Origin of the sequence: Streptomyces sp. NPDC001663, from assembly GCF_042893105.1 — a bacterium.
In the GTDB taxonomy this organism is placed as follows: domain Bacteria; phylum Actinomycetota; class Actinomycetes; order Streptomycetales; family Streptomycetaceae; genus Streptomyces.
The window spans coordinates 221357-248245 of sequence record NZ_JBIAUR010000005.1; the positions used below are offsets into that span (position 1 = coordinate 221357).

Consider the following 26889-nt stretch of genomic DNA (forward strand, 5'->3'; position numbering starts at 1 on the left):
CATGCGATCCGCTCTCGCCGCCGGCGCGCTGGTGTGCGCGTCTCTGCTCGTGCTCGGTGCCGTGCCGGCCGCGTCGGCCGCGAGCCCGCCCCTTCCCGCGCGCATGGCCGACACGGGTGGCGGCACGCAGCTGATCACCGCGGTCGCCCCGAGGGCGAGCTCGACGACCGGCACCGTCACCTGGTGGGACCTGCGTCACGGCCACTGGGTGAAGGCCGGTTCCGCGTCCGCCCGGTTCGGGGCGAAGGGGCTCGTCGAGGGTGTCTCCCGCAAACAGAGCACGAACACCACACCGACCGGCCTGTACGACCTGCCGTACGCCTTCGGCATCGAGCCCGCGCCCGCCGGGACCCTCTACAAGTACCGTCCCGTGCACCAGAGTTCATGGTGGTGCGAGGACAACGCCTCCCGCTCCTACAACCGTTGGACCGAGCCCCGGCCGGCCGACTGCCGCGCGTCCGAGTCGGAGCACCTGGTCTCGTACGAGACGCAGTACGCGTACGCGCTTGTCATCGGGTTCAACTACCACCAGCGGGTACGGGGTCGGGGCGCCGGCATCTTCCTGCACGTCAACGGGCGTGGGGCCACGGCTGGTTGTGTGTCCGTGCCGAGCGATGCGATGCGGGAGATTCTCCGCTGGGTCCGTCCTTGGAGCGAGCCGCACATCGCCATCGGGACGACGGACGGGAGCACGGCGATCACTCGCTACTGAGTCGTACGGTGAAGGTGGTCGACCCCGGCCCGCTCTCCAGCCCCACGCTGCCGCCGTGCGCCTCCGTCACCGCCGCCACGATCGACAGGCCGAGGCCCGCTCCACCGCCGGGGGCGTCCGTGCGACGGCGGTGTTCGGCTCGGGTGAAGCGTTCGAAGACGCCTGGCTGGATGTCCTCGGGAACGCCCGGTCCGTCGTCGTGGACCTTGAGGACGGCGGTGGGCCCGCGGGATTCCAGGGTCACCGTGACCTTGGTGCCGACCGGCGTGTGCACGCGCGCGTTGGCCAGCAGGTTGGCCAGGACCTGGTGGAGACGGTGTTCGTCGCCCGTGACCGTGACCGGTTCCTCCGGGAGTTCCAGGGTCCAGCGGTGGTCGGGGCCCGTGGCGCGGGCGTCGGTGACGGCGTCGAGGACCAGGCGGGTCAGGTCGACGGGGAGGCGTTCGAGCGGACGGCCCGCGTCCAGGCGGGCCAGGAGGAGGAGGTCGTCGACCATTGCGCCCATGCGGGACGATTCGGCCGCGATGCGTTCCAGGGCGCGGGTGACCTCCGGGGGGACCGGGCCCGGGTGCAGCAACGCCAGTTCCGCATGGCCGCGGACCGAGGCGACCGGTGTGCGCAGTTCGTGGCTGGCGTCGGCGGCGAAGCTGCGCAGGCGCTCCTCGCTGGCGTGCCGTTTCGTCAGCGCGTCCTCGACGTGGCCCAGCATGCGGTTGAAGGCGCCCGCGACCCGGCCCACCTCACTGCGCGGGTCGGTCTCGGGGGCCCGCGGCGGCAGGGCCACCTCGCCGCTGGCCAGCGGGAGTTCGCTGACGCGGGTGGCGGTCGCCGCGACCCGGCTCAGTGGCCGGAGGGACCAGCGCACCCACAGGGCGCCCGCGACCCCGGCGAGGGTGAGGGCCGCGCCGAAGACGATCCCGGCGACCAGTTCAAGGCGGTGGACCGTGGCTTCCACGGGCTCCAGGGGCAGGCCGGTGATCAGGACGTCGCCGTCGAGGCCCTTGGACGCGAGGACCCGGTAGTCGCACAGGGCGGAGATGTCGACGCTGTGGCCCCGGCCGTCGACCGGGACCGCGGCGAGCCGCTTGTTGTCCCTGGCGGTCAGGGTGACGTCGACGACGCCCGTGGGCCGGACGACCGCCGCGTTGGTGGCCGTACCGTCCACCAGACGGGCGCCGAAGGTGCCGGTGGCCTGTCTGCGGTCGTCGCCCCGCTCGTCGCCGTCGTGGTCGTTCGGCAGCTTGCCGCCGTGTTCCAGGCTCGCGGCGAAACGGGGGCCGACCTCGCCGAGCTGTTGGTCGAGGCGGCTGGTCAGGAAGCCGTTCAGCTCGATCACGGCAGCCACGCCCACCGCGGCACAGCTGACCGCCAGCAGTACCACCAGGCCCACGGTGAGACGGGCCCGTAGCGTTCGCGGGCGCGGCAGGCGCCGTAGCAGACTCATGGGGTCACCGGCTTGAGGACGTACCCGGCGCCCCGCACCGTGTGGATCATCGGCTCCCGGCCCGCGTCCACCTTCTTGCGCAGGTAGGAGATGTACAGCTCGACCACGTGGGCGCGACCGCCGAAGTCGTAGGACCAGACGCGGTCGAGGATCTGTGTCTTGCTGAGCACGCGGCGCGGATTGCGCATCAGGAAGCGCAGGAGTTCGAACTCGGTGGGCGACAGCTCGATCAGCTCGCCCGCCCGCGTCACCTCGCGGGCCTCCTCGTCCATGACCAGGTCGCCAACCGTCAGCCGGGGGCCCTCCTCCAGCTGGCGGGCCATGCCGGCGCGGCGCAGCAGGCCGCGGACCCGGGCGACGACCTCCTCCAGGCTGAAGGGCTTGGTGACGTAGTCGTCGCCGCCCGCCGTGATGCCGGCGATGCGGTCCTCGACGGCGTCCCGAGCGGTGAGGAAGAGGACGCAGACGTCCGGTTTCACGGTGTGCAGGGAGCGCAGGACCGCGAAGCCGTCGGTGTCCGGGAGCATCACGTCCAGGACGACCGCGTCCGGCATCAGCTCCCGGGCCTCGGCGAGCGCGGAGGCGCCGTCGCCGGCCGAGCGGACCTGCCAGCCCTCGTAGCGCAGGGCGCCGGACAGCACCTCGGCGAGGTCCGGGTCGTCGTCGACGACAAGGACGCGCAGCGGGGTGCCGTCGGGACGGGTGAGGGCGGGACGGCCGGAGCGGGTGGTGTTCATCGCCCTACCAGGATCACCCCTGTGGGGGGCGGCAGGCGGCGCACGAAGCTCTGAGTTTCCTCTGAGTGGGCTCGGTGCCGTCCGCTTCAGAGGGGCTTGAGAAGTTACGGCGGCACAGTGGCGTCCGGTACAGGCGAAAGGACGCACACATGACCACCGTGTACGAGCGACGGACGACGCCGGCCGTGGCGCCGGCCGCGCGGCGCTCCCCCGCGGGCGCCGTGCTCGCGCTGGTGTGGGCCGGGGCCGCGGCCGTGGTCGCCCTCTGGTGGGCGGACACCGGGTCGGTGGTCGGCAGCGCGGGCTGGCTGACCGGGGCAGGGCGGATCGCCGGGCTGTTGTGCGGGTACGCCTGCGCGGTGCTCGTCGGGCTGATGGCGCGGGTGCCGCTGCTGGAGCGGCGGGTCGGCTCCGACCGGGTGGCCCGCTGGCACGCGATGGCCGGCCGCTACACGGTCTGCCTGCTCGTCGCGCACATCGGGCTGATCCTCGCCGGGTACGCCGCCCAGGACCGCGCCTCGCTCTGGCACGAGACGGTGACGGTGGTCCTGGACTACCCCGAGATGCTCAAGGCCACGGCCGGAACCGTCATCCTGTTCGCGGTCGGCATCACCTCCGCGCGTGCCGTGCGCCGCCGTACCACCTACGAGTTCTGGTACTACGTCCACCTCCTCACGTACGCCGCCGTGTTCCTCGCCTTCGGCCACCAACTGGCCCTGGGCAACGAGTTCAACGGCCACACCGGGGCCACGGCCGCCTGGTACGCGCTGTACCTCGGCGTCGCCGCCCTGGTGGTGTGGTTCCGGGTCCTCGTGCCGGTGCGGCTGAACCTGCGGCACCGGCTGCGGGTGGAGTCGGTGCACAAGGAGGCGCCGGGCGTGTACTCCGTCGTCGTACGGGGACGGCGGCTGGACGAACTGGGCGCGCGGGCGGGGCAGTTCTTCCGCTGGCGGTTCTTCGGCGAGGGCATGGGCTGGACCTCGACGCCTTACTCGCTGTCCGCCCCGCCCCGTCAGGACCTGATGCGGATCACCGTCAAGGCGCTCGGCGACCACAGCGCGGCCGTCGCCCTGCTGCGGCCGGGCACACGGGTGTGGGCGGAGGGGCCGTACGGCTCGCTGACCCAGGACCGGCAGACCGCGCCCAGGTCCCTGCTCATCGCGGGCGGCGTCGGCATCACCCCGCTGCGGGCCCTGTTCGAGACGCTGCCCGGCGAGGTCACCCTGCTCTACCGGGCCCGTACGGCCGAAGACCTCGCCCTGGGCGGGGAGTTGGAGGCCGTAGCGCGGTGGCGGGGCGCGAAGGTGCTGTACGCGCTCAACGGCCCGGACGGCCGGCGTCCCAGCCTGACCGCCCAGTCCCTTCGTGCGACCTTCCCCGACCTCGCCGACCACGACGTATACATATGCGGCCCGCACGGCTTCGCCCGCGATCTGTACGTGCAGCTGCGCACCGCCGGTGTGCCGGACCGCCGTATCCACCACGAGTCGTTCGAGCTGTGAGGCCGTAGAAGTGCACGCGTTGAAGAAGAACCGCCCCCTGCGCCGCATCGTGCTGGCAAGTGCCGCGACCGTCTCCGGGATGGTGCTGTTGCTGTCGCTGAAGCCGCATTCGTCGCCGGAGACCGCGCTGGCGGTGCCCGCGCCCTCCAGCAGCTCCAGTACGGGCACGTCCGGCGGCTCCACCTCCGGCACGAAGACCGTCACCGGCGACACGATCCAGACCCGCTGGGGTCCCGTCCAGGTCCGGATCACCCTCAAGAGCGGAAAGCTCACCGAGGTGACGGCCCTGCAGTATCCGACGGACAACCCACGCGACCAGGAGATCAACAGCTACGCGCTGCCCCGGCTGCGCAGCGAGGCCCTCCAGGCCCAGAGCGCGAGCATCGACACCGTCTCGGGTGCCACGTACACAAGCGACGGTTACCGCCAGTCACTCCAGTCCGCACTGGACTCGGCACGCGGCTGAACGCACCGGCGTCGCGGCACGTATCTCTGGGCCAAGGGACCACGCCACCCCCCTTGCCCCCGCCCCGGAGGAACAGTGACCACCACGCTCGCAGGCGGCCGCGCCGCCCGCCGCCAGACGATGCGCCGCATCCGCCCGCGCCGCTCCCCGGCGACCGTCCTGCTGCTCGCGGTATTCGCGGGCGCGGTCGGCGTGCTGTGGCTGTGGTGGCACAACACGCCGTCCATCGCCGACAACAACGGAAAGATCCTCAACGCGGGCCGGATCACAGGTCTGTTGGCCGGCTACCTGATGGCACTGGTCGTGCTGCAGATGGCTCGGGTGCCCGCACTCGAACGGCGCGTCGGCTCCGACCGGGCGGCCCGCTGGCACGCGATGAGCGGGCGCTACACGCTCTGCCTCATCGTCGCGCACATCTTCCTCACCATGTGGGGCTACGCGCTGCAGGCGGGCAAGTCGCTCGGCGACATCGTCCAGCAGACGATCGACTCCATCAACCAGCTGCCGGACATGGGCAAGGCGGCCATCGGCACCGGTCTGTTCGTGCTGATCGGGCTGACCTCGATCGGGCCGGTCCGCCGCCGGATTCCGTACGACACCTGGTACCACGTCCACCTGCTCACGTACGCGGCCGTGTTCCTGACGTTCTGGCACCAGATCACCACCGGCAACGACTTCGCCGTCGAGCCGACCGCGAAGACCTTCTGGTACGCGCTGTACGGGTCGGTCACCGCGCTCGTCGTCTGGTACCGCATCCTGACCCCGATCCGGCTGAACATGCGGCACCGCATGCGCGTCGAGGCGGTCATCGAGGAGACGCCGGGCATCGTCTCGGTGCTCATCGGCGGGCGGAAGCTGCACCGGATGGGCGCGCAGGCGGGGCAGTTCTTCCGGTGGCGGTTCCTCGCGCCGGGCATGCGGTTCTCCTCCCACCCGTACTCGCTGTCGGCGGCGCCCCGCCCCGACATGCTGCGGATCACCGTGAAGGCGATCGGCGACCACAGCGCCCGGCTGCGCGAGCTGACGCCGGGCACCAAGGTGTGGGCCGAGGGCCCGTACGGGGCGATGACCGCGCAGCGGCGCAGTCGCGGCAAGGTGCTGCTGGTCGCGGGCGGTGTCGGCATCACGCCGATGCGGGCGCTGTTCGAGACGCTGCCCGGCGCGTCCGGCGACATCACGCTCCTGTACCGGGCCAACACCACGCAGGACCTGGCCCTGTGGGACGAGCTCGCCGCCATCGCCGACGACCGCGGCGCCCGGCTGATGTACGCGGTCAACAGCCCGGACGGGGAGCGCCCGGACATCTCGGCGGACCGGCTGCGGCAGAAGCTGCCGGACATCGAACAGCACGACGTCTTCATGTGCGGCCCGGCCGGGTTCGCGCAGACCGTCTACGAAGCACTGCGCGGCGCGGGAGTGCCCGCCCGCCGCATCCATCACGAGTCGTTCGAGATGTGAGCGACGGGACTTCAGGAGCTTAGGAAGCGATGAGGAAGAGTCACCCCATCCGGCGAGTCGTGCTGGCCACCGCCGCGACCGTGTCCGGCGTCGTACTGATGCTGTCGCTGAAGCCGGCGTCCGACCCGAACGCCGAGGCCGCCGGCGCGACCCCGCAGCAGACCGCGGGCGCGCAGGAGTCGCCGCAGGGCGGTGCCTCGGCAACCGGTTCAGGCAACGGCACGGTCGACGGCAACGTGGCCCAGACCCAGTACGGCAACGTCCAGGTACGCCTGACCGTCGCGGGCGGCAAGATCACCAAGGCCGAGGCGATCCAGGCACCCAAGGGCGGCACCAGCGACCAGAAGACCGCCCTGTCCATCCCCAAGCTCACCCAGGAGACGGTCGCCGCGCAGAGCGCGCAGATCGACTCGGTGTCCGGAGCTACGTACACGAGCAACGGCTACAAGCAGTCGCTGCAGTCCGCGATCGACAAGATGAAGGCGAGCGCGGGCTCCTCGCAGAGCGGCGCCGGTCCTTCCCAGGGCAGCGGCGGGGGCTCGGGTTCCGGGTCCGGTGCCGCCCAGGCCAAGACCGTGACCGGCAAGGTGGCACAGACCCAGTACGGGCCGGTCCAGGTCCGGATCACCGTCGCGGACGGCAAGATCACCAAGGCCGAGGCCGTGCAGGCGCCCAAGGGCGGGCTCAGCGACCAGAAGACGGCGATGGCCATCCCCAAGCTCAACCAGGAGGCGGTGGCGGCCGGCAGCGCGAAGATCGACGCGGTGTCGGGTGCCACGTACACGAGCAGCGGCTACACGCAGTCGCTGCAGTCGGCGCTGGACCAGGCCGGTGGCTGAGTCGGTGGCGGAGAGGGCGGAAGCTCCCGCCGCGGTGCGTCATGCGGAGGAGGTCATGGGGACCGTCTTCTCCTTCGACGTCCGCGGCGGGGAGCCCGGTGCGGTGCAGGCGGCACTGGAGGAGGCGGTCGCCGGACTGCACCGGGTGAACGAGGTGTTCAGCACCTACCGCGAAGAGAGCCAGGTCTCCCGCCTGGCGCGCGGTGAGCTGAGCGTCGAGGAGTGCGATCCCGAGGTCGCCGAGGTGCTCCGACTGGGCGCCGAGGCGGAGCGGGTGAGCGACGGCTGGTTCAGCATGCGGTACGAGGGCCGTCTCGACCCGACCGGGATCGTCAAGGGCTGGGCCGCGGAACGGGCCGCCCGGCAGCTGGCGGCGACTCCCGGGGTGAGCGGCGTGAGCATGAACGGCGGCGGTGACGTCCAGCTGCTCGGCGCGCCCGAGCCGCACCGGCCCTGGCGGGTCGGGGTGGCGGACCCGCTGCGTCCGGGCGGGCTCGCGGCGGTCGTCTCGGCGGCGGGCGCGGACGAGTTGGCGGTGGCCACGTCCGGCACCGCCGAGCGCGGCGCGCACATCGTCGACCCGCGCACGGGCCGGTCCGCGGTGACCGACCTGGTGGCGGTCACGGTCGTGGCCCCGAAGCTGACCTGGGCGGACTGCTGGGCCACGGCGGCCTTCGCGATGGGCTCGCGGGACGGGCTGCGCTGGCTGGAGTCCCTGCCCGACGTGGAGGCGCTGCTGATCACGGCGGGCGACGAGGTGCGCTGCACGGGCGGGCTGGCGGCGCGCCTGGGCTGAGCCCGGGTGGAACCCCCATGCGAGTCCGGGGCGTCACGGGAAACCATCCCGTGCGCCCCGGACTCGTACGTGTCAGTGGCCGTTCTGGGCGAGTCGCAGCAGATGCTCGGCCAGTGCCTGCCCGCCCGTCGGATTCCGGCTGATCAGCAGCAACGTGTCGTCGCCCGCGATCGTGCCGAGGATGTCGTGCAGTTCGGCCTGGTCGATGGCGGACGCCAGGAACTGCGCGGCACCCGGCGGCGTCCGCAGCACCACGAGGTTCGCGGACGCCTCGGCCGAGATCAGCAGCTCCTGGGACAGCCGCCGCATCCGCTCTTCCTTGGCGGACTCCCCCAACGGTGCCCGGGGGGTGCGGAAACCCCCCTCGCTCGGCACCGCGTAGATCAGGTCGCCGTCGTTGTTGCGGATCTTCACCGCGTTCAGCTCGTCGAGATCCCGGCTGAGCGTCGCCTGCGTGACGTTCAAGCCGTCGTCCGCAAGCAGCTTCGCCAACTGACTCTGGGAGCGCACCGGTTGCCGGTTGAGGATGTCCACGATCCGGCGGTGGCGTGCGGTGCGGGTCTGCGGCACGGCAGGCCCGGCGTGCTGTGCGTCGTCCTGCGCCTGACTCATCGTCGTCCCATTCTCCGGATCATGTGTCCCCGCCTGCGTGGTCCAGGATGCCGGGGAGTGCCCCGAGCAGCGCGTCCACGTCGTCGTCGCCGAGGCTCAGTGCGGGCATCAGTCGTACGACGTCGGGGGCGGGCGCGTTCACGAGGAAACCGGCGTCCTGAGCCGCCTGCTGCGCCCGGGGCGCCAGCGGCTCGGTGAGCACGATACCCAGCAGAAGGCCCGCGCCCCGGACATGCGCGATCAATGGATGCCCCAGTGACTCGATTCCGTCCCGCAGCTTCTCGCTCTGCCGCTTGACGTTCTCCAGCAATCCCTCGTTCGCAATGGTGTCCAGTACGGCGAGGCCGGCGGCGCACGCGACCGGATTGCCGCCGAAGGTCGTGCCGTGCTGGCCGGGCTGCAGCAGTTCGGCGGCCCGTCCGAAGGCGACGGTCGCGCCGAGCGGCAGCCCGCCGCCGAGGCCCTTGGCGAGCGTGACGACGTCGGGCAGCACGCCCTCGTGGGCCTGGTACTCGAACCAGTGGCCGGTACGGCCGACACCGGTCTGCACCTCGTCGAGGACCAGCAGTGCCCCGGTGGCCGCGGTGATCGCGCGGGCGGCCTTCAGATAGCCGGCGGGCGGGACGACGACACCGTTCTCGCCCTGGATCGGCTCGATGATGACGAGGGCGGTGTCCTGGGTGACCGCGGCCGCGAGGGCCTGCGCGTCGCCGTACGGGACATGCGTGACGTCACCGGGCAGCGGCAGGAAGGGTTCCTGCTTGCCGGGCTGGCCGGTCAGCGCGAGGGCGCCCATCGTGCGGCCGTGGAAGCCGCCCTGCGTGGCCACCATGTGCGTCCGGCCGGTGAGGCGGCCGATCTTGAAGGCACCCTCGTTGGCCTCGGCGCCGGAGTTGCAGAAGTAGACCTTGCCGTCCCGGCCGAAGAGCTGTAGGAGGCGTTCGGCCAGGGCGACGGGCTGTTCGGCGATGAACAGGTTGGAGACATGGCCGAGGGAGGCGATCTGCGTGCTGACCGCCTCGACGACCGCCGGGTGGGCGTGGCCAAGGGCGTTGACCGCGATGCCGCCGACGAAGTCGGTGTACTGCTTGCCGTCGGCGTCCCACAGCTTGGTGCCCTCGCCGCGGACGAGGGGCAGGCGCGGGGTGCCGTAGTTGTTCATCAGCGAGCCCTGCCACCGCTGGGTGAGCTCCGCGTTGGTCGAGGTCTCGGTCATTCGGCATCCCCCTCTTCGGCGTCCGGCACGACCATCGTGCCGATGCCCTCGTCGGTGAAGATCTCCAGCAGGATCGAGTGCTGGACCCGCCCGTCGATGACCCGGGCCGTGGTCACGCCGTTGCGCACGGCGTGCAGACAGCCCTCCATCTTCGGGACCATGCCGGAGCTCAACTCCGGCAGCAGCTTCTCCAGTTGGGCAGCGGTGAGACGGCTGATCACCTCGTCGCTGTTCGGCCAGTCCTCATAGAGACCCTCGACGTCCGTGAGGACCATGAGAGTCTCCGCTCCAAGAGCAGCAGCGAGTGCCGCAGCCGCCGTATCAGCATTGACGTTGTAGACATGTCCGTCGTCCTGGCTACGGGCGATCGACGAGACGACCGGGATGCGGCCGTCGGCGAGCAGAGCCTCGATCGCGCCCGTGTCGATCGCGGTGATCTCGCCCACCCGCCCGATGTCGACCAACTCGCCGTCGATCTCGGGCTGGTGCTTGGTGGCGGTGATGGTGTGCGCGTCCTCGCCCGTCAACCCCACGGCCAGCGGCCCGTGTTGGTTGAGCAGGCCGACGAGCTCACGCTGGACCTGCCCGGCCAGAACCATCCGTACGACGTCCATGGCGCCCTCGGTGGTCACGCGCAGGCCGGCCTTGAACTCGCTGACGATGCCGTGCTGGTCGAGGGCGGCGCTGATCTGCGGGCCGCCGCCGTGCACGACGACCGGCTTGAGGCCGGCGTGGTGCAGGAACACCACGTCCTGGGCGAACGCGGCCTTCAGGTCCTCGTCGATCATGGCGTTGCCGCCGAACTTGATGACGACCGTCTTGCCGTTGTGCTTGACCAGCCAGGGCAGCGCCTCGATGAGGATCTGGGCCTTGGGCAGTGCGGTGTGCTTACGAGTAGTGCTCATGAGGAGTACGCGCTGTTCTCGTGGACGTAGTCGGCGGTGAGGTCGTTGGTCCAGATGGTGGCGGTCTCGGACCCGGCGGCGAGGTCGGCGACGATGTGCACCTCGCGGTAGCGCATGTCGACCTTCTCGCGGTCCTCGCCGACGCCGCCGTTCTTGCAGACCCAGACGCCGTTGATGGCGACGTTCAGCTGGTCCGGCTCGAAGGCTGCCTTGGTCGTGCCGATCGCGGAGAGCACCCGGCCCCAGTTGGGGTCCTCGCCGTGGATGGCGCACTTGAGGAGGTTGTTGCGGGCGATGGAGCGGCCCACCTCGACGGCGTCGTCCTCGCTCGCCGCGTTGACCACCTCGACCTTGATGTCCTTGCTGGCGCCCTCGGCGTCCCGGATGAGCTGCTGGCCGAGGTCGTCGCAGACCTGCCGTACGGCCTCCGCGAACTCCTCGTATTCCGGGGTGACTTCGGAGGCGCCGGACGCGAGCAGCAGCACGGTGTCGTTCGTGGACATGCAGCCGTCGGAGTCGACGCGGTCGAAGGTCGTGCGCGTGGCGGCCCGGAGCGCCCTGTCCAGTACGTCGCTGTCGAGCGCGGCGTCGGTGGTGAGGACGACCAGCATGGTGGCGAGGCCGGGGGCGAGCATGCCCGCGCCCTTCGCCATACCGCCGACGGTCCAGCCGTCCTTGGTGACGACGGACGTCTTGTGGACGGTGTCGGTGGTCTTGATGGCGATGGCGGCCTTCTCGCCGCCGTGCTCGGAGAGCTGGGCGGCGGCGGTCTCGACTCCGGGGAGCAGCTTGTCCATCGGGAGCAGGACGCCGATGAGGCCGGTGGAGCACACGGCCACCTCGATGGCACCGCGACCCAGCACCTCGGCGACCTTCTCGGCGGTCGCGTGCGTGTCCTGGAAGCCCTTGGCGCCCGTACAGGCGTTGGCGCCACCGGAGTTGAGGACTACGGCGGACACCTCGCCGCTCTTGAGCACCTGCTCGGACCACAGCACCGGCGCGGCCTTCACACGGTTGGACGTGAAGACACCGGCGGCGGCGCGGCGCGGACCGTTGTTGACCACGAGGGCCAGGTCCGGGTTGCCGTTCTGCTTGATCCCGGCGGCGATGCCGGCCGCCGTGAATCCCTTGGCTGCCGTGACGCTCACGGTGCGACTCCGATCGTGGAAAGCCCCGTGGACTCGTCGAGCCCGAGGGCGAGGTTCATGCTCTGGACGGCACCGCCCGCGGTGCCCTTGGTCAGGTTGTCGATGGCGCTGATCGCGATGATGCGGCCCGCGGCCTCGTCGTACGCGACCTGCACCTGAACGGCGTTGGAACCGTAGACGGACGCCGTGGCGGGCCAGTGGCCCTCGGGCAGCAGGTGGACGAAGGGCTCGTCGGCGAAGGCCTTCTCGTACGCGGCGCGCACGGACTCGGCGGTGACGCCCGGCTTGGCCTTCGCGCTGCAGGTGGCGAGGATGCCGCGGGGCATCGGCGCGAGGGTCGGCGTGAAGGAGACGCTCACGGTCTCGCCGGCCGCCTCGCTGAGGTTCTGGATCATCTCGGGGGTGTGCCGGTGGCCGCCGCCGACACCGTACGGCGACATGGACCCCATGACCTCGGAGCCCAGCAGGTGCGGCTTGGGCGCCTTGCCCGCGCCGGAGGTCCCGGACGCGGCGACGATCACGGCCTCGTTCTCGGCGAGAGAGGCGGCGTAGGCCGGGAAGAGGGCCAGCGAGGCGGCCGTCGGGTAGCAACCGGGCACCGCGATGCGCTTGGACCCCTCCAGCGCGGCGCGGGCACCCGGCAGTTCGGGGAGGCCGTAGGGCCAGGTCCCGGCGTGCGCGGAGCCGTAGAACTTCTCCCAGTCGGCCGCGTCCTTCAGCCGGAAGTCGGCGCCCATGTCGACCACGAGGACATCCGGGCCGAGCTGCTCGGCGACGGCGGCGGACTGGCCGTGGGGCAGGGCGAGGAAGACGACGTCGTGACCGGCGAGGACCAAGGGGGTGGTCTCCTGGAGTGTCCGGTCGGCCAGCGGCAGCAGGTGCGGCTGGAGCGCGCCGAGCTTCTGACCCGCGTTGGAGTTGCCGGTCAGGGCCCCGATCTCGATCTCCGGGTGCGCCAGGAGCAGACGCAGGAGCTCTCCGCCCGCGTATCCGCTCGCTCCGGCCACTGCCGCACGTACCGCCATGTCATCCTCCTCCTGGATGGCATGACTATACGTATCGCTGCACGTTTATGCAATCTCGGCCGGTTCCACCTTCGGGAGCATGATCCGGCGGGACACGACGAATGTCACCGGGATCGCCGCCAGGGAGGCGAGCAGGGGGGCGTACCGGCTGCCGAAGTGCAGGAGGTCGACGAGCACGTAGACGCCCACCGTCGTGACCACGAAATTCGCGGCGTTCGTCAGCGGGAACAGCAGGAATTTCCGCAGGGTCGGACGCGTCCGGTAGGTGAACCGCGCATTGAGGAAAAAGGATCCGGTCATGCTGATGGCGGTCGCGAGAATATGAGCGACGAGATACGGGAAACGGGTGAGGAACAGCAGGTACGGAGCGTAGTACGTACCGGTGTTGACGACACCGATCACGGCGAAGACAACCATCTGCCTCGACATCAAGGAACTCGGCAGCAGGGAACTCGGCATCAGGGAATGAGGTCCTTCGCTCGTTTCACGTTGGTCGCCTTCACCAGGAAGTGCGGACGCCCCTTGACCTCGTAGTAGATCCGGCCGGTGTACTCCCCGATCACCCCGAGCATGATCATCTGGACTCCGGCGACCCCGGTGACGGCGGTGATGATCGTGACGTAGCCGGGGGTCTGCACCCCGTTGACGAGCGCGGCGCCCACGATCCACGCGGTGTACAGCCCGGCGATCGTCAGCAGGACCATGCCGAGGTGCAGGGCGGCGCGCAGCGGGCGGTTGTTGAAGGAGAGCAGTCCGTCGAGTCCGTAGTTGAGCAGGCCGCGGAAGCTCCAGGAGCTGTGGCCGGCCTCGCGCACGGCGTTCTCGTACTCGAAGGTGGTGCTGGGGAAGCCCACCCAGGCGAACAGGCCCTTGGAGAAGCGGTTGTACTCGGTCAGGCCCAGGACGGCGTCCACCACACGGCGGGACAGCATCCTGAAGTCGCCGACGCCGTCAACGAGTTCGACGTCGACGAGGCGGTTGACGAGCCGGTAGTAGAGGCGGGCGGTGAGGGTGCGGGTCATGCCGTCGCCGGTCCTGTTGCGCCGGGCGATGACCTGGTCGTAGCCCTGTCCGTGCAGGTCGACCATGCGTTTGATCAGTTCCGGCGGGTGCTGGAGGTCGGCGTCCATGACGACCACGGAGTCCCCCGAGGCATGCCGCAGGCCGGCGAGCAGCGCCGCCTCCTTGCCGAAGTTGCGGCTGAAGGAGACGTACCGGACGCGCGAGTCGAGGTCGGCGAGCCGTTCCAGGACGGTGAGCGTGCGGTCACGGCTGCCGTCGTCGACGTAGACGAACTCCATGTCGTGGCCGAGCGGCAGGAGTTCCTCCGCGACCTTCTGGACCTCGTCGTGGAACCGCTCGAGGACGTCTTCCTCGTTGTAGCAGGGTGCGACGATCGATATCAGCACGGGATTCTCCCCCGGGGGCAGGTCAGAGAGCGCCGCTCACGCGCTCGAGCGGTCGAGTGGTCGTGGGCGCCGGCGGTCGGATCCGCCGCCGTCGGCGTACGGCGGTGAGGACGCCGAGCAGGATCAGGGCCAGCAGCGAGGCGGCCCCGACGGTCGTGCCGAGCCGCAGCCCGGGCGGGTGGAAGGTGCAGGTCAGGCTGGTCGAGGAGCCGTCGAGGGGGACGGCGATCAGGCCGTGGTACCCCTTGGCCGGTACGGGGCCGGCGTCGCCCGCGGCGCAGCGCCAGCCCGCGATGCGGGGAGCCGCGACGACGGCGGTTCCCTTGCTGCCCGCCGGGAGTTCGGCCCGGATCGTGGCGTCGGAGACGGTGACGTGGCTGGCACCGGTGGCCTTGAGGTGCTCGACGGCGTTGTGCAGCCGGGCGGTGTCCAGGCAGCCGACCGCGCTCCGCGGGACACGGCTGGTGCGGTCGGGAGTCAGGTCGATGCGGAGGCGTCCGGACGCCGGGACCGTGCCGAGCCGCTGCATCGGGGCGATCTTGGTGACCCGGGCGTCCGACCTGAACCGCCCGGTGGGCCCGTCGGTCATCCGCGCGCTGCCCGAGTAGTGCGGCGCCCACAGGTACACCTCGCTGCCGGCCGGGCACCGCGCCGTGATGGTCGGCTTCCGTACGGTCCCGGGCGCGGGGGCGCCGATGAGCAGCCCGGGGTGTTGGGTGTCGCCCGCGTGCGGGGCCTTGCCGGTGCTGGTGCGCACGGTGAGGCGGGGCACGGTGTAGACGCGGGCACCGAGCAGGAGTTCCTGGTTGCGGTACGGCGACGGTCCGAAGGCGGCGTGGGACGCGCCCGGCGGTCGTAGCGTGACCAGGGGCGGTGCGTCCTGCCGGGTCACGGTCAGCCGTTCGCCGTTCTGCGGGAACCAGTTCTGGTGCGGGTCGGGCGGAGAGTGCACCCGCGCGCCCACGGAGAAGATCGCGTCGGTGACCGCGTTGTCGAGGCTCTGCAGGCTGCGGCCGCGCGAGGTCCAGCCGTCGCCGAGGGCGGTGAGGGTGCGGCTGAGGACGTCCGATGTGAGGCTGCTGTAGTACTGGGCGCCCTGGCCACCGACCACCAGCGGGTCGTTGCCGACGGTCTGCTCCCGGCCCGGCTCGGTGCGGTACCGGGGCCAGCCGTCCGCCCGCGCGACCGCCTCCGCCTGCCGCTGCTGCCGCTCGCCCCAGGGCGCGTAGTCGTCCATGTGGCCGAGACGGAGGCGGGTGGCGACGGCGGAGGTGGCCATGGCCTCCCCGAACTGGCCGCCGAAGAGCAGGACCAGCGCGAGTGCGGCCAGGGCAGTGCGCGGCCCGCCTTCGGTGCGCCCGAGCAGCGCCAGTCCGCCGAGCGCGCCTACGACGGCGAGCAGCAGCACCGCCCATCCGACGGGGTGCACCAGAGCACTCCGGCTCGCCACGGCGGTGATCAGTACGAGCAGCGCGGCCGCGGCACCCAGGGCGCGCAGGTCGGGCGGGCCGTACGAGAGGGCGTGCCAGGCGGCGATCACCAGCAGCGCACACAGGACGAAGGCCTGTCGGTAGGCGCTGCCCTGCGGGGTGGCGAAGGCGTGCCAGACCAGATGGGTCGGCCCCCACTGCAGCGACAGCGCCACCGCGGCGACCAGCAGTGTCCACCCGGCACGCACCCGGCGCGGAACCGCCCGGTGGAAGGGCAGGGCGAGCGCGAGCAGCAGCGCCGTGGTGCCCACGTAGAGGGCCGGGCTGCCGAAGCTGTACGTCGTCGGCAGCAGCCGGGCCAGCACATCCTCCGTCGGCACCGGCTTGAAGTGCACAACTCGGCCCGGATGGGCGTGCTTGGTGCCGAAGTACACAACGGTCACGAGCGGCGCGGCCAAGCCCACGCCCAGCACGACGGTACCGGCGGCGCGGCCCGCGGCCTTGAGCCGCTCCCGGTTCGGGAGTCCGGACAGCCACAGTCGCAGCAACAGCACCAGACCGGCGCCGATGGTGGCCATGTACGCGGTGTAGAAGTTGGCGATCCAGGCGAGCGCCACGATCAGTACGCCGAGCAGGGGGCGCCGCTTGTGCAGCGTCCACTCCCCCACCAGGCACAGCAGCGGCAGGGCGACCAGGCCGTCGAGCCACATGGGGTTGTACGAGGCGACCGCGACGCTCCACCCGCACAGCGCGTACGAGGCTCCGAGCAGCCCGGCGGCCCACCAGCGGCCGGGGCGCAGGACGACCAGCAGCCAGGCCATGGCGGCGCCCGCGGACGCGGTCTTCAGCACGGTGATCACGTACACCGCGAGGTCGATCTCGTGCCGTGGGAACACTCCGACGAGCAGGGCGAACGGGCTGCTGAGGTAGGTGCCGAGGTCGGGCAGGAAGCTCGAGCCATACCCGGACTGCCAGTTGACGAAGAGGCCGCCGTCGGCCCGACCGTGCAGCAGATCCCACAAGTGGGCGTGGAACGGCACGTACTGGTTTCCCAGGTCGTTGACGCTGCGGGTGCGGGGCCCGAAGGGATAGCTGCCGGCGAGGGCGTCGGCGGCGCAGAACACGGCGGTGGTGATGGCAGCGGCGAGCAGGGCCGCGGCCTTCTTCAACGAGAAATGGCCCCTCGAAACGACAGTGGACAGGGTCGAGCGATCCATTCCTACTTACTCCCCGCGGTAATTGATTCGCCGACTAAGACGGCCCGAGTTTGGGATCGGTTGTGCCGTCCGCGGAAAGTGGCAGAGCTTGTTCCGAATGCATCCGCAGGCTTATACGAATGGGATGATGAACATAAGGGAAACAGGGATTTCCCAGAATGTAATTAATTGGTGAACTCACCGCCGGACGGTGAACTCACCGCCCCTTGCGCGCCGCGTACGCGCGCGCCGCCCGCACCCGGTTGCCGCACTTCGTGGTGCACCAGCGCCGGGCGCCGTGGGAGCGCAGGAACCAGCGGGCGCAGCCCTGGGCGGCGCACTCGGTGAGCTGCTCGGCCTCGGTGCCGGTGAGCAGGTCGGTGGCGTCCTCGGCGAGGAGGGAGAGCGCGGCCGCGGCCGGGTTGCCGGCGTCGGGTTCGTCGGCGCGGTGCGGGCCGTCGGCGCCCCAGGCGAGCCGCGGGGTGGAGGGGGCCGCCGCGAGCGCGGAGTTGAGCGTGGCGAGGTCCTCGGCCGCGGGCCGCTTCCGGGTGCCGTACGCCTCGAAGAGGGCGCGCAGGGCCTCGCGCAGGGCGAGGAGCCTGCCGAGCTGCCGGCCGTTCAGGGCCACCCGGTCGGGCAGCAGCTCGTGCCGTACGAGCCACAGGTGCGCGGCCTCGGTGTCGTCGAGCAGGTCGACCTGGCCGTGACTGAGGGTGAAGCGGGTGTTGACCAGGGCCAACGAGAGGTAGCGCTCCTCGCCGGGGACCGGGAGCTGGTGCAGGTAGACGGGGGCCTCGTGATCCACGGCTCTCATGGTAATGCTTGCGATTCTCCGTGAGGAGGCCTAGCGTGCCTCACGGAAAAAGGACAACAAAACCGTGAGAGGTGAGAAGCCGTGGGCTTCGACGTGGATGAGCTGCGCAGGGACTTCCCGATCCTGGAGCGGACGGTGGACAGCGGCGCCCGTCTCGTCTACCTGGACTCCGGCGCGACCACCCAGAAGCCGCTCCAGGTCCTCGACGCCGAGCGGGACTTCTACCTCACGCACAACGCGGCCGTGCACCGCGGCGCGCACCAGCTGGCGGGTGAGGCGACGGAGGCGTACGAGAACGCACGGCACACGATCGCCCGCTTCGTCGGGGCACGCGACGACGAGGTGGTCTTCACCAAGAACACCACCGAGGGCATCAACCTCGTCGCGTACGCCCTGGGCAACGCCGGCCGGATCGGCCCCGGCGACCGCATCGTGGTCACGGAGATGGAGCACCACGCCAACCTCGTGCCGTGGCAGCAGCTCGCCGAGCGGACGGGCGCGACGCTGGACTGGTTCGGCCTGACGGACGAGGGCCGCCTGGACCTGACCCGGATCGACGAACTGCTGGACGAGCGCACGAAGGTCCTCGCCGTCACCCACCAGTCCAACGTCCTCGGCACCATCAACCCGGTACGCGAACTCGCCGACCGCGCCCATGAGTTCGGCACCCTGGTCGTGGTCGACGGCGCCCAGTCGGTCCCCCACCGCCCGGTCGACGTACGCGAACTGGGCGCCGACTTCCTGGCCTTCTCCGGGCACAAGATGCTCGGCCCGAACGGCATCGGAGTCCTCTGGGGCCGCCGCGAACTCCTCGCCGAACTCCCGCCGTTCCTGACCGGCGGCTCGATGATCGAGATCGTCGAGATGGACCGCACGACCTTCCTGCCACCGCCGCAGCGCTTCGAGGCGGGCGTCCCGATGACGTCCCAGGCGGTCGCCCTCGCGGCGGCCGTGGACTACCTGGAGGCCCTGGGCATGGCGGAGGTGGCGGCACACGAGGACCAACTGACCACTCGCGCCCTGGCGTTGCTCCAGGAGATCCCCGGGGTACGCGTCATCGGCCCCCACGACCTCACCGCCCGCGGCTCGGCCGTCTCCTTCACGGTCGACGACATCCACCCGCACGACGTCGGCCAGATCCTCGACGACCGCGGCATCGCCGTACGCGTGGGCCACCACTGCGCCCGCCCGATCGTGAAGCGCTACGCCGTCCCGGCGACGACCCGGGCGAGCTTCTACGTGTACAACACGGAGGCGGAGGTGGATGCCCTGGCCGAGGGCGTCCGGGCAGCTCAGAGGTACTTCGGCGGTTGATCGGAAACGGGCTTGACCTGGAGCGCGCTCCAGGTTCTACGGTTTCTTCATGACCAGCGGACACCCCCTCCCGCAGGGCCGGGAGCCGACCCTGACCATCGCCGAGGTCGCCGAGCGCACGGGCCTGTCGCACGACACCCTGCGCTACTACGAGAAGGCCGGCCTGATCGAGCGGGTCGGCCGGACCACCGGCAACCAGCGCCGCTACGACGCGGCGGACCTGGCCTGGTTGGAGTTCCTGCTGCGGCTCCGCGAGACCGGCATGTCGATCGCCGACATGCAGCGGTTCGCAATGCTGCGGGCGCGGGGGGACGTCTCGGTGGCCGACCGGCTGGCGATGCTCCGCGAGCACCGCGCCGAACTGACCGACCGGATCCGGGCATTGCGCCGCAGCGCCCGCGCGCTGGACGACAAGATCGACTACTACGAACGGCTGCTCGCCGAGACGCAGCCGGGATCGGAAGACCCGACATGAGCGAGAGCACCACCCGCGAAGAGCGATTCGCCCACGGCCTCGAGGTCCTGACGAAGGTCGACGGCGAGGCCGGACAGCGGGTCGTCGACTCGCTCGCCGACATCAACCCCGAGCTCGGCCACCAGGTTGTCGCCTGGGCCTTCGGTGAGATCTACGACCGGCCCGGACTCGCCCCGCGCGACCGCCAGTTGGTGACGCTGGGCATGCTCACCGCGCTCGGCGGCTGCGAGGCCCAGCTCGACGTGCACGTCAACGCTGCACTGAACGTGGGCCTCACCCCCGAGCAGATCGTCGAGGCCCTGACCCACTCGGCGGTGTACTGCGGCATGCCGAAGGCCCTGAACGCGACCTTCGCCGCGAAGAAGGTCTTCGCCGAGCGCGGGCTGCTGCCACTCGGACAGCAGCCCGCGGGAGAGGAAACACCTACCTCTGCTTGATCCGCAGGAACGTGATCGAGTTCGCCGGGAAGGTGTACGAGAACTTGTCGGCAACCCCGTCGAAGGTGGACGTCACCGGAGCGACGGCCGTCTTCGTCTCGGTGTTCACCGCGTCCGGCGCGGCGGCCAGCGTGGTCACCCGCGCCTTGGCCGCCACCTTCGCCCCACCCAGGTCGATCGCCGTACGGGCCGCCGAGGACTGGGCGTTGACGACCTTGACGATCAGGTCACCGGTCTTCGCGTCCTTCGTGACGACCTGACGAAACGGCTCGGCCGGCTTGTCGTCGGTGAAGCTGCCCCACTCCTGACCGTCGAGGTACAGGGTCACCTGACGGCCGCGCACCTTGACGTCGATGTCGTAGGTACGGCCCGTCTCGACCGACCCCGCCTTGGAGATCAGCGTCGACTTGCCGCCGTCCACGGCCTGTTCGACGGCGGACTGGGTGTTGTTCCAGCCGCCCAGGTTCCACCAGTAGTAGTTCCCCGTGTCCTTGACGCCGAAGGCGACGAGGAAGCCCTCCTTGCCGGACTTCTTGGTGGCCCTCACCTGCAGGTCGTAGTCGTGCCAGGATGTGTCACCGGCCTGGACCATGGTGTTCTCGGCGGTGTCGGAGGTCTCGACGTACTGCCCGTCCTGCACCGACCAGCTTCCGCCGCCCGTGTGCGTCCACTGGGAGGCGTCACCGGAGAAGTCGTCGCTCAGCAGCGTCTTCCCGTCGGCGTCCGTCACCTTCACGTCGTCGTACGCGGCGCTCGTGTTCCACGTCGACAGACCGACGGCCCCGGTGATCGGACCGAGCAACGAAGGCGTCCCCGTGGCGCTCGAAGGCACCACCCGGTCGCCGACGTTGTTCATGAACAGCTTCTGGACCTCGTAGTTGGCCGAGCCCCAGGAGGCGTGGTTGTTGAACCACACCATGTCCGGGCTCCACTGGACGTAGTCCTCGTTGGCGAACAGCGGTGCGTAGGAGGCGAGTTTGACGACGTCGGCGTTGCGCTCGAGACCGGTCATGTACGCCGCCTCGGCGAGCCCGTTCTTGAAGGCGTTGCCCCAGGAGGCGTACTCCCCGAGGAAGACCTTCGGACCGCTCCTGTCGTAGGAGTCGTAGCGGTCGTTGTTCGGCAGGAACCACTGCGGGCTGTTGTAGTAGTGCTCGTCGACCATGTCGACCTTGGCGTCCTTGTTCAGCTGCCAGGCCGTGTCGAAGGTCAAACCGGCGTCGTCCGGGCCGGAGTTGGAGATCACCTTCATGTACGGGTACTTGGCCTGGATGGCGGCCCGGAACTGCTTGAAGCGGGCGAAGAACTCGTTCGGGAGGTTCTCCTCGTTGCCCACCTCGATGTGCGTGAGGTGGAAGGGCTTCGGGTGGCCCATCTGCGCACGCTTCTTGCCCCACTCGCTGGTCACCGGCCCGTTGGCGAACTCGACGAGGTCGAGGGTGTCCTGGATGTGCCGCTTGAGCAGCGCGTCGTTGTCGACCGCCTTGTTCTGGCCGCAGCCGGTCACCAGGGCGGGCACGACGGGCAGCGGCATGGCGCCGATGTCCTCGGCGAAGCGGAAGTACTCGTAGTAGCCGAGGCCGTAACTCTGGTTGTAGCCCCAGAAGTTGGAGTTGGTGGCGCGCGTCTCGACCGGCCCGATGGTGTCCTTCCACTGGTACGAGCGCTTGCGCTGGTAGCCGGAGGCCTCGCTGTAGTCCTCCATGGAACCGGTGTTGACCAGGCAGCCGCCGGGGAAGCGCACGAAGCCCGGATGCAGGGCGGCGACCTTCTCGGCGAGGTCCTTGCGCAGACCGTTCGGCTCGTGCTTGTAGGTGTCGCGCGGGAAGAGGGACACCATGTCGAGCGCGGCCGCGGCGGAAGAGCCCACGGTGAGACGGCCGTTGGAGCTGGTGCGGGTGGCGGTGAAGGTCGCCCTGTACCGGGCCCAGCCGCCCTTGCGCACGGCCACCTGACGGGCGGTGGCCAGCGTGCCGTCGCCGTCCTGCAAGGACACGGTCAGCGTGGTGCCGCTCTCGGCCCGGGCCCAGACCGAGAAGTCGTACTTCTTGCCCTCCTCGACCCGGACACCGGTGTTGTAGCCGGCGTTCGTGACGGACGAACCGGCGCCCAGGGAGAGGTAGTTGCGGTTGTGGGCGTTGAGCCGCCCGTCGTCGTCGACGACCTGGGCCGTGCCGTCGACCGTCCAGGCGGTCAGCGGGGTGTACGACTTGTTGTCGTCGGTGGAGTACTCGAAGGACCGGTTCTGCACGAGCTCGGCGTACAGGCCGCCGTCGGCGGCGCGGTTGATGTCCTCGAAGAAGACGCCGTACATCGTGTCGTCGATCTTCGCGCCCTTGGTGGCAGGGTCGACGGTGATCGAGTAGTCGGTGACGTCATCGGCATGGGCGGGGGCCGGGACAAGGCCGGCGGCCAGTAGGAAAGCGCTTGCTCCGAGGCCAAGTCTCAGCCGGTTCCGGATGGTGCGTGACATGGATGCTCCGCGGCTCTTGGGGATCGTTCTGAACGGCTCGATCGTTCGAAATATCAGACAGCGGTCAGCACTTCGAACGGCAAGATAGGGAAGGGGTATGAGCACGTCAATGGGGCGGACGTGGACGACGTAAGGTCGAACGCATGGAAGCGCTGCTGCCGTACCTCGTCGCGCTCGGCTGCCTGGGCCTCGTCATGGGGTGTCTGACCTGGTGTGCACGGCTGATCCGCCGCCGCGGCGGCACGGGCGGCGGACTGGGCGCGGCACTGGCGGCGTACGAGGAGGCCTTCCGCGCCACCAGTCACGCATCGCACTACGAGATCCGGGCACAGGCCGACCGCAAGGACCCCCTCGAGTCCCCGGACCGGCGGCGGCGCCGGTCGCGGAAGAGGGCGTGATCATGGGCGAGTTGTGGCCCGTGCCCGATGTGCTGGCGCACCTTGCCGGGCGCTGGCGCGTGGAGCGGACCGTGCGGGATCTCGCGGGCGGCGACGAAGGGCGTTTCGAGGGCACGACACTCTTCAGCGCTCTCCCGGAAGGCGGGCTGCTCCACGAGGAGTCCGGCACGTTCGTCTGGCAGGGCGTCGCGCGCCCCGCCGAACGCACCCTGCGCTTCCTGCCGGGCAGTTCACCGGGCACGGCCGACGTCCGCTTCGCCGACGGCCGCCCCTTCCACGACCTGGACCTGACCTGCGGACACCACATCGCGGACCACCCGTGCGCGGCGGACCTCTACCGCGGCGAGTTCACCGTGCTGGACGCGGACCACTGGCGGACGGTGTGGCGGGTGGGCGGCCCCGCCAAGGACCTCGTGCTCACCACGGACTACGTGCGCGAGGGCTGAGTCGGCACCCCGTCGAAACGGAGGTTCCAGCGGCCGGCGTGGCCCGTCACGGTGGTCGTCGAGAGGGGGCGCACGTCGATGTTCCAGTACGTCGACGGCGGCGCCTTCAGGGCGTACACCAGGGCCGCGCGGATGACGGACGGCTCGGCCACGGCGACGATACGGCCGCCGTCGTCGACGGGCCGGGTGTCGAGCCAGCCGCCGACCCGGGCGACGAAGGCGAGCAGCGACTCACCACCGTGCGGGGTGGCCCGCGGGTCGGCGAGCCAGGCGTCCACGGCCTCCGGCTCGCGGGCCATCGCCTCGCCGAGGGTCAGCCCGCGCCAGCGGCCCATGTCGCAGTCCCGCAGGGCGAGTTGCACCAGGGGTGCGTAGCCGAGGGCGTCACCGGTGGCGCGGCTGCGCGGCGTGGGCGAGCAGTAGCGCAGCTCGGCCGCCGCCAGCGGGATCAGGTCGTGGGCGACGCGCTGCACCTCGTCCCAGCCGGCCTGGTCCAGCGGCCGGTCGTCCTCGAAGCGTTCGGCGAGCAGCGGGGAGCTGCGCGCGGCGGCGACGAATGTGACCCGAAGTTGCATGCGGTGATGGTGTGCCGTGAAGGTTCGCAGGTCAAGGTGTGTTGTCCGCAAGTCACCAAGGGTTGTCGGAACCTTACTTCGGGGTCAGGACCTTGGCGGACAAGTCGCCCGAACCGCCTCACTCGAACTCGAGCGCCATCCAGATGTCGGGCTGCGCCAGCTCCCGGAACCCGAGCTTCTCGTAGACCCCGTGCGCGTCGAGCGTGGCGAGCAGGATGCGACGCATTCCGTACGGCCGCAGGTGCTCGCGTACGGCGGCGACCATCGCCGTACCGACGCCCTTGCCGCGCACGGACGGGTCGACGTAGACGTCGCAGAGCCAGGCGAAGGTGGCCTTGTCGGTGATCACGCGCGCATACGCGACCTGATCCCCCGAAACCGCCTCATACACCCCGAAGTTGAGCGACCCGGCGATCGCCCGCTCCTGCTTCTCCCTTGCCCGCCCGACCGCCCAGTAGGCGTCGCCGGACAGCCACCGGTGCACGCGATCGACGTCGAGGCGGTCGGGGTCGGTGGAGAGCTCGTAGCCGTCGGGGAGGCTCGGGGTGTCGGTCATGGCGGGAGATTCGCAGGTCGGTGCTGCCTTGTCGACGGGTTTTCGGCTGCTGCACCAGACCCCGCTCGGGGCAGCGGGTAGGCGCAGTTCCTTGCAGCAGACCTGATCCGCCGGACAGACGCTAGAGCACCTCGTCGCATGCCGTACGAAGCCGCCTTATCCCCTCGCCGATCTCCCCCGTCCCCGCCACCGCCGCGAAGCTCAACCGGACGTGCGGTGCCGGGGACTCCGCGCTGAAGTACGGGCGGCCGGGGGTGATGGCGACGCCCGCGCGGAGGGCGGCCGCCGTCAGGGCCCCTTCGTCCGTGCCGTCGGGGAGGCGGAGCCACAGGTGGTAGCCGCCCGACGGGATGTGCGGGAGGGAGAGTTCGGGGAGGTCCAGGCGCAGAGCCGCCGTCATCGTGTCCCGGCGGAGCTTCAACTCCGTCGAGATGGTGCGGAGGTGGCGCGGCCAGGCCGGTGAGCCGACCAGTTCCAGGGCCGCTTCCTGCAGCGGGCGGGGGACGAAGAAGGTGTCGACGACCTGGATCGCGCGCAGCCGTTCCAGGACCGGGCCGTGGGCGGCCAGGGCGCTCACCCGGAAGCTGGGCGAGGTCGCCTTGGTCAGCGAGCAGACGTGGACCACGACTCCGTCGGGATCGTCGGCGGCGAGCGGGCTCGGCAGCGGCCCGGCGTCCTCGTGCACGAGCCGTCGCACGAAGTCGTCCTCGACGACGAACGCGCCGGCCTCGCGGGCGATGCGGAGCACTTCGCCGCGCCGCTCGGGGGCGAGCACGGCGCCGGTCGGGTTCTGGAAGAGCGGCTGGCAGACGAAGACCCGGGCGCCGGTCGCCCGGAACGCGTCGGCGAGCAGAGCGGGTCTCACGCCGTCCGCGTCCACCGGGACCGGCACCGGCCGCAGGCCCGCCGCCCGGGCGATCGCCAGCATGCCCGGATACGTGGGCGATTCGACGAGCACCGGCGCCCCGGGCGGAGCCAGCGCACGCAGGGCGGTGGTCAACGCGGACTGGCCTCCGGCGGCCACGAGCACCCCGGCGGCCGTGACCCCGCCGCCGATGCTGCGCGCGAACCACTCCCGCAGCTCCGGCAGCCCCTCCATCGGCGGCCGCCCCCAGGCACCGGGCCGGCGGCCCGCCCGGGACAGCGCCGCCGCCATCGCCCGCTCCGGCTGCAACGACGGATGCAGATAGCCGCCGTTGAACTCGACGACCCCGGGCGGCGGGGCGGCGAGCGAGACGGTGACCCCGGAGGCGTCCACGGAGCGCGGCACGAGGTCGGCGGCGCCGTCCGCGCTGAGGGCGACCTCCTGCCAGGAGGTGTCACCGGCGGGAGCGGTCGTCGCGCCGCGCGGCTCTGCACGGAAGGCACCGGCTCCCGGCCGGGTTACCACCAGCCCCTCGGCGGCCAGCTGGCCCAGCGCACGCGAGACGGTCACCGGGCTGACACGGAACCGTTCGACGAGAGCCCGGCTCGACGGGAGTTTTCCACCGGGCGAGTAGCGGTCGAGCTCCCGCCTCAACTGATTCGCCAGTTCACCGGCACTGCTACGCTCTTGCATGAGAGCACAGAGTAGCGCTACTGCCCCGACCTCGATAGCGGTGAACGTCCCGGGGAGGACCGGCACCACGGGCACCCTGCTGGCCGCCCTCGGCGTCACCGCCTTCTCCCTCACCTTCCCCGCCACCGCCTGGGGACTGGAGGGCTTCGGGCCCTGGGCGCTGGTCGCCGTACGCAGTGTGCTCGCGGCGCTGATCGCCGGCGTCTGTCTGCTCGCACTGCGCATCCCGGTGCCGGACCGTCGGCACTGGACCGGCCTCGCGGTCGTCGCCGCCGGTGTCGTCGTCGGCTTCCCGCTGCTGACCACGCTCGCCCTGCAGACGTCGACCACCGCGCACGCGGCCGTCGTGGTCGGCCTGCTCCCGCTCACCACCGCGCTGCTGTCCGCCCTGCGCATGGGCACCCGGCCCTCCCGCACCTTCTGGACGGCGGCCCTCGCGGGCGCGGCCGCGGTCGTGGCCTTCACCGTGCAGCAGAGCGGCGGCGCGCTGACGACCGCCGACCTGTATCTGTTCGCCGCGCTGCTGGTGTGCGCGGCCGGCTACACCGAGGGCGGCCGGCTGGCGCGGATCATGCCGGGCTGGCAGGTGATCGGCTGGGCGCTGGTGCTGTGTCTGCCGCTGAGCGTGCCGGCCGCCGCGCTGGCGCTGTCGTACGAACCCGTGCAGCTGACCGCGCACAGTGTGGCCGGACTGCTGTGGGTCGCGGCGGGCTCGCAGTTCCTCGGCCTCGTCGTCTGGTACCGGGGCATGGCGGCGATCGGCATCCCCAAGGCCAGCCAGTTGCAGTTGGCCCAGCCGCTGCTCACACTGGTGTGGTCGGTGCTGCTGCTCGGCGAGCACCTGACGGTGGCTGCTCCGCTGACGGCCGCGGCGGTGCTGGTGTGCATCGCCGTCACCCAGCGGGCGCGGGGCTGAGCGGCACGCACGCGCCGGTTCCAACCCCGGCC

27 protein-coding genes are annotated in these 26889 nt (G+C 70.8%); 12 read left to right on the forward strand and 15 right to left on the reverse strand.

The window, feature by feature from the left end:
- The first annotated feature begins 1 nt into the window (after position 1).
- Positions 2 to 712 carry a L,D-transpeptidase gene (locus ACFY1L_RS17960; protein ID WP_388824441.1) on the forward strand — a complete coding sequence of 237 codons (711 nt, stop codon included), beginning with the start codon at positions 2 to 4 and terminating at the stop codon, positions 710 to 712.
- Here ACFY1L_RS17960 and ACFY1L_RS17965 read toward each other — a convergent pair.
- Together ACFY1L_RS17965 and ACFY1L_RS17970 are read right to left on the reverse strand one after the other, a co-directional pair.
- Positions 699 to 2156 carry a sensor histidine kinase gene (locus ACFY1L_RS17965; protein WP_388824444.1) on the reverse strand — a complete coding sequence of 486 codons (1458 nt, stop codon included), beginning with the start codon at positions 2154 to 2156 and terminating at the stop codon, positions 699 to 701. The genes ACFY1L_RS17960 and ACFY1L_RS17965 overlap by 14 nt on opposite strands.
- Entirely contained in the window at positions 2153 to 2893 is a 741-nt protein-coding gene (locus tag ACFY1L_RS17970) for a response regulator transcription factor (RefSeq protein ID WP_388824447.1), read from the reverse strand. Before ACFY1L_RS17970 ends, ACFY1L_RS17965 begins: the two co-directional genes overlap by 4 nt.
- Before the next feature lie 149 nt (positions 2894 to 3042).
- Between ACFY1L_RS17970 and ACFY1L_RS17975 the strand changes: the two genes are divergently transcribed.
- From ACFY1L_RS17975 to ACFY1L_RS17995, 5 genes are all read left to right on the forward strand, one after another.
- Entirely contained in the window at positions 3043 to 4395 is a 1353-nt protein-coding gene (locus ACFY1L_RS17975) for a ferric reductase-like transmembrane domain-containing protein (RefSeq protein ID WP_388824450.1), read from the forward strand.
- Between the two features lie 10 nt (positions 4396 to 4405).
- Positions 4406 to 4861 (forward strand): FMN-binding protein, encoded by a 456-nt coding sequence (locus ACFY1L_RS17980; protein WP_388824453.1) that lies wholly within the window; start codon positions 4406 to 4408, stop codon positions 4859 to 4861.
- 75 nt (positions 4862 to 4936) lie between these two features.
- Positions 4937 to 6319, forward strand: a complete 1383-nt coding sequence (locus tag ACFY1L_RS17985; RefSeq protein WP_388824456.1) for a ferric reductase-like transmembrane domain-containing protein — start codon at positions 4937 to 4939, stop codon at positions 6317 to 6319.
- Between the two features lie 29 nt (positions 6320 to 6348).
- Positions 6349 to 7158 (forward strand): FMN-binding protein, encoded by an 810-nt coding sequence (locus tag ACFY1L_RS17990; protein ID WP_388824459.1) that lies wholly within the window; start codon positions 6349 to 6351, stop codon positions 7156 to 7158.
- A gap of 55 nt (positions 7159 to 7213) precedes the next feature.
- The gene (locus ACFY1L_RS17995) at positions 7214 to 7954 is read left to right on the forward strand and encodes an FAD:protein FMN transferase (protein ID WP_388824462.1); all 741 of its coding nucleotides are present in this window, start codon (positions 7214 to 7216) and stop codon (positions 7952 to 7954) included.
- A 72-nt stretch (positions 7955 to 8026) separates the two neighbouring features.
- On the opposite strand, the gene ACFY1L_RS18000 is transcribed toward ACFY1L_RS17995, so the two are convergent.
- From ACFY1L_RS18000 to ACFY1L_RS18040, 9 genes are all read right to left on the reverse strand, one after another.
- A complete protein-coding gene (locus ACFY1L_RS18000) occupies positions 8027 to 8566 on the reverse strand; it encodes an arginine repressor (protein WP_388824465.1) in 540 nt (179 codons plus the stop codon).
- A 19-nt stretch (positions 8567 to 8585) separates the two neighbouring features.
- Positions 8586 to 9782: an acetylornithine transaminase gene (locus ACFY1L_RS18005; RefSeq protein WP_388824468.1), complete on the reverse strand. Its 1197-nt coding sequence runs from the start codon at positions 9780 to 9782 to the stop codon at positions 8586 to 8588.
- The gene (gene argB / locus ACFY1L_RS18010) at positions 9779 to 10687 is read right to left on the reverse strand and encodes an acetylglutamate kinase (protein WP_388824471.1); all 909 of its coding nucleotides are present in this window, start codon (positions 10685 to 10687) and stop codon (positions 9779 to 9781) included. Before argB ends, ACFY1L_RS18005 begins: the two co-directional genes overlap by 4 nt.
- The gene (argJ, locus tag ACFY1L_RS18015; protein ID WP_388824474.1) at positions 10684 to 11835 is read right to left on the reverse strand and encodes a bifunctional glutamate N-acetyltransferase/amino-acid acetyltransferase ArgJ; all 1152 of its coding nucleotides are present in this window, start codon (positions 11833 to 11835) and stop codon (positions 10684 to 10686) included. Before argJ ends, argB begins: the two co-directional genes overlap by 4 nt.
- Entirely contained in the window at positions 11832 to 12860 is a 1029-nt protein-coding gene (argC, locus tag ACFY1L_RS18020; RefSeq protein ID WP_388824477.1) for an N-acetyl-gamma-glutamyl-phosphate reductase, read from the reverse strand. The genes argJ and argC overlap by 4 nt, the downstream gene beginning before the upstream one ends.
- Before the next feature lie 45 nt (positions 12861 to 12905).
- Positions 12906 to 13289 carry a GtrA family protein gene (locus ACFY1L_RS18025; protein ID WP_388825387.1) on the reverse strand — a complete coding sequence of 128 codons (384 nt, stop codon included), beginning with the start codon at positions 13287 to 13289 and terminating at the stop codon, positions 12906 to 12908.
- Between the two features lie 29 nt (positions 13290 to 13318).
- On the reverse strand, positions 13319 to 14269 hold the full coding sequence (locus ACFY1L_RS18030) for a glycosyltransferase family 2 protein (RefSeq protein WP_388824480.1): 951 nt from the start codon (positions 14267 to 14269) through the stop codon (positions 13319 to 13321).
- A gap of 22 nt (positions 14270 to 14291) precedes the next feature.
- The gene (locus ACFY1L_RS18035; RefSeq protein ID WP_388824483.1) at positions 14292 to 16916 is read right to left on the reverse strand and encodes a YfhO family protein; all 2625 of its coding nucleotides are present in this window, start codon (positions 16914 to 16916) and stop codon (positions 14292 to 14294) included.
- Between the two features lie 196 nt (positions 16917 to 17112).
- Positions 17113 to 17709, reverse strand: coding sequence for an ABATE domain-containing protein (locus ACFY1L_RS18040; RefSeq protein ID WP_388824486.1), 597 nt, complete (start codon positions 17707 to 17709; stop codon positions 17113 to 17115).
- A gap of 81 nt (positions 17710 to 17790) precedes the next feature.
- Between ACFY1L_RS18040 and ACFY1L_RS18045 the strand changes: the two genes are divergently transcribed.
- From ACFY1L_RS18045 to ACFY1L_RS18055, 3 genes are read left to right on the forward strand one after another with little or no spacing between them, the layout of a single operon-like run.
- Positions 17791 to 19023, forward strand: a complete 1233-nt coding sequence (locus ACFY1L_RS18045; protein ID WP_388824489.1) for a cysteine desulfurase — start codon at positions 17791 to 17793, stop codon at positions 19021 to 19023.
- A 49-nt stretch (positions 19024 to 19072) separates the two neighbouring features.
- On the forward strand, positions 19073 to 19498 hold the full coding sequence (locus ACFY1L_RS18050; RefSeq protein WP_388824492.1) for a MerR family transcriptional regulator: 426 nt from the start codon (positions 19073 to 19075) through the stop codon (positions 19496 to 19498).
- Entirely contained in the window at positions 19495 to 19935 is a 441-nt protein-coding gene (locus ACFY1L_RS18055) for a carboxymuconolactone decarboxylase family protein (RefSeq protein ID WP_388824495.1), read from the forward strand. Before ACFY1L_RS18050 ends, ACFY1L_RS18055 begins: the two co-directional genes overlap by 4 nt.
- Here ACFY1L_RS18055 and ACFY1L_RS18060 read toward each other — a convergent pair.
- Entirely contained in the window at positions 19922 to 22408 is a 2487-nt protein-coding gene (locus ACFY1L_RS18060) for an alpha-L-arabinofuranosidase C-terminal domain-containing protein (RefSeq protein ID WP_388824498.1), read from the reverse strand. The two genes, ACFY1L_RS18055 and ACFY1L_RS18060, sit on opposite strands and share 14 nt — an antisense overlap.
- A gap of 143 nt (positions 22409 to 22551) precedes the next feature.
- Here ACFY1L_RS18060 and ACFY1L_RS18065 point away from each other — a divergent pair, with 143 nt between their 5' ends.
- Positions 22552 to 22806, forward strand: coding sequence for a hypothetical protein (locus ACFY1L_RS18065; protein ID WP_388824501.1), 255 nt, complete (start codon positions 22552 to 22554; stop codon positions 22804 to 22806).
- A 2-nt stretch (positions 22807 to 22808) separates the two neighbouring features.
- Positions 22809 to 23252, forward strand: coding sequence for a DUF6314 family protein (locus ACFY1L_RS18070; protein WP_388824504.1), 444 nt, complete (start codon positions 22809 to 22811; stop codon positions 23250 to 23252).
- Here the strand turns inward: ACFY1L_RS18070 and ACFY1L_RS18075 are convergent.
- The 3 genes from ACFY1L_RS18075 to ACFY1L_RS18085 all read right to left on the reverse strand — a co-directional run bounded on the left by ACFY1L_RS18075 (position 23234) and on the right by ACFY1L_RS18085 (position 25941).
- On the reverse strand, positions 23234 to 23827 hold the full coding sequence (locus tag ACFY1L_RS18075) for a histidine phosphatase family protein (protein WP_388824507.1): 594 nt from the start codon (positions 23825 to 23827) through the stop codon (positions 23234 to 23236). The two genes, ACFY1L_RS18070 and ACFY1L_RS18075, sit on opposite strands and share 19 nt — an antisense overlap.
- Positions 23828 to 23945: 118 nt before the next feature.
- A complete protein-coding gene (locus ACFY1L_RS18080) occupies positions 23946 to 24383 on the reverse strand; it encodes a GNAT family N-acetyltransferase (protein ID WP_388824510.1) in 438 nt (145 codons plus the stop codon).
- Between the two features lie 121 nt (positions 24384 to 24504).
- On the reverse strand, positions 24505 to 25941 hold the full coding sequence (locus ACFY1L_RS18085) for a PLP-dependent aminotransferase family protein (RefSeq protein ID WP_388824513.1): 1437 nt from the start codon (positions 25939 to 25941) through the stop codon (positions 24505 to 24507).
- Here ACFY1L_RS18085 and ACFY1L_RS18090 point away from each other — a divergent pair.
- Positions 25940 to 26857: a DMT family transporter gene (locus ACFY1L_RS18090; protein WP_388824516.1), complete on the forward strand. Its 918-nt coding sequence runs from the start codon at positions 25940 to 25942 to the stop codon at positions 26855 to 26857. The two genes, ACFY1L_RS18085 and ACFY1L_RS18090, sit on opposite strands and share 2 nt — an antisense overlap.
- The last annotated feature ends 32 nt before the right edge of the window (positions 26858 to 26889 follow it).

Coding starts and splice junctions, on each gene's coding strand:
- ACFY1L_RS17960 (WP_388824441.1), top strand. CDS start 2: ATGCGATCCGCTCTCGCCGCCGGCGCGCTGGTGTGCGCGTCTCTGCTC.
- ACFY1L_RS17965 (WP_388824444.1), bottom strand. CDS start 2,156: ATGAGTCTGCTACGGCGCCTGCCGCGCCCGCGAACGCTACGGGCCCGT.
- ACFY1L_RS17970 (WP_388824447.1), bottom strand. CDS start 2,893: ATGAACACCACCCGCTCCGGCCGTCCCGCCCTCACCCGTCCCGACGGC.
- ACFY1L_RS17975 (WP_388824450.1), top strand. CDS start 3,043: ATGACCACCGTGTACGAGCGACGGACGACGCCGGCCGTGGCGCCGGCC.
- ACFY1L_RS17990 (WP_388824459.1), top strand. CDS start 6,349: ATGAGGAAGAGTCACCCCATCCGGCGAGTCGTGCTGGCCACCGCCGCG.
- ACFY1L_RS17995 (WP_388824462.1), top strand. CDS start 7,214: ATGGGGACCGTCTTCTCCTTCGACGTCCGCGGCGGGGAGCCCGGTGCG.
- ACFY1L_RS18000 (WP_388824465.1), bottom strand. CDS start 8,566: ATGAGTCAGGCGCAGGACGACGCACAGCACGCCGGGCCTGCCGTGCCG.
- ACFY1L_RS18005 (WP_388824468.1), bottom strand. CDS start 9,782: ATGACCGAGACCTCGACCAACGCGGAGCTCACCCAGCGGTGGCAGGGC.
- argB (WP_388824471.1), bottom strand. CDS start 10,687: ATGAGCACTACTCGTAAGCACACCGCACTGCCCAAGGCCCAGATCCTC.
- argC (WP_388824477.1), bottom strand. CDS start 12,860: ATGGCGGTACGTGCGGCAGTGGCCGGAGCGAGCGGATACGCGGGCGGA.
- ACFY1L_RS18025 (WP_388825387.1), bottom strand. CDS start 13,289: ATGTCGAGGCAGATGGTTGTCTTCGCCGTGATCGGTGTCGTCAACACC.
- ACFY1L_RS18035 (WP_388824483.1), bottom strand. CDS start 16,916: ATGGATCGCTCGACCCTGTCCACTGTCGTTTCGAGGGGCCATTTCTCG.
- ACFY1L_RS18040 (WP_388824486.1), bottom strand. CDS start 17,709: ATGAGAGCCGTGGATCACGAGGCCCCCGTCTACCTGCACCAGCTCCCG.
- ACFY1L_RS18050 (WP_388824492.1), top strand. CDS start 19,073: ATGACCAGCGGACACCCCCTCCCGCAGGGCCGGGAGCCGACCCTGACC.
- ACFY1L_RS18055 (WP_388824495.1), top strand. CDS start 19,495: ATGAGCGAGAGCACCACCCGCGAAGAGCGATTCGCCCACGGCCTCGAG.
- ACFY1L_RS18060 (WP_388824498.1), bottom strand. CDS start 22,408: ATGTCACGCACCATCCGGAACCGGCTGAGACTTGGCCTCGGAGCAAGC.
- ACFY1L_RS18065 (WP_388824501.1), top strand. CDS start 22,552: ATGGAAGCGCTGCTGCCGTACCTCGTCGCGCTCGGCTGCCTGGGCCTC.
- ACFY1L_RS18070 (WP_388824504.1), top strand. CDS start 22,809: ATGGGCGAGTTGTGGCCCGTGCCCGATGTGCTGGCGCACCTTGCCGGG.
- ACFY1L_RS18075 (WP_388824507.1), bottom strand. CDS start 23,827: ATGCAACTTCGGGTCACATTCGTCGCCGCCGCGCGCAGCTCCCCGCTG.
- ACFY1L_RS18080 (WP_388824510.1), bottom strand. CDS start 24,383: ATGACCGACACCCCGAGCCTCCCCGACGGCTACGAGCTCTCCACCGAC.
- ACFY1L_RS18090 (WP_388824516.1), top strand. CDS start 25,940: ATGAGAGCACAGAGTAGCGCTACTGCCCCGACCTCGATAGCGGTGAAC.
- ACFY1L_RS18085 (WP_388824513.1), bottom strand. CDS start 25,941: ATGCAAGAGCGTAGCAGTGCCGGTGAACTGGCGAATCAGTTGAGGCGG.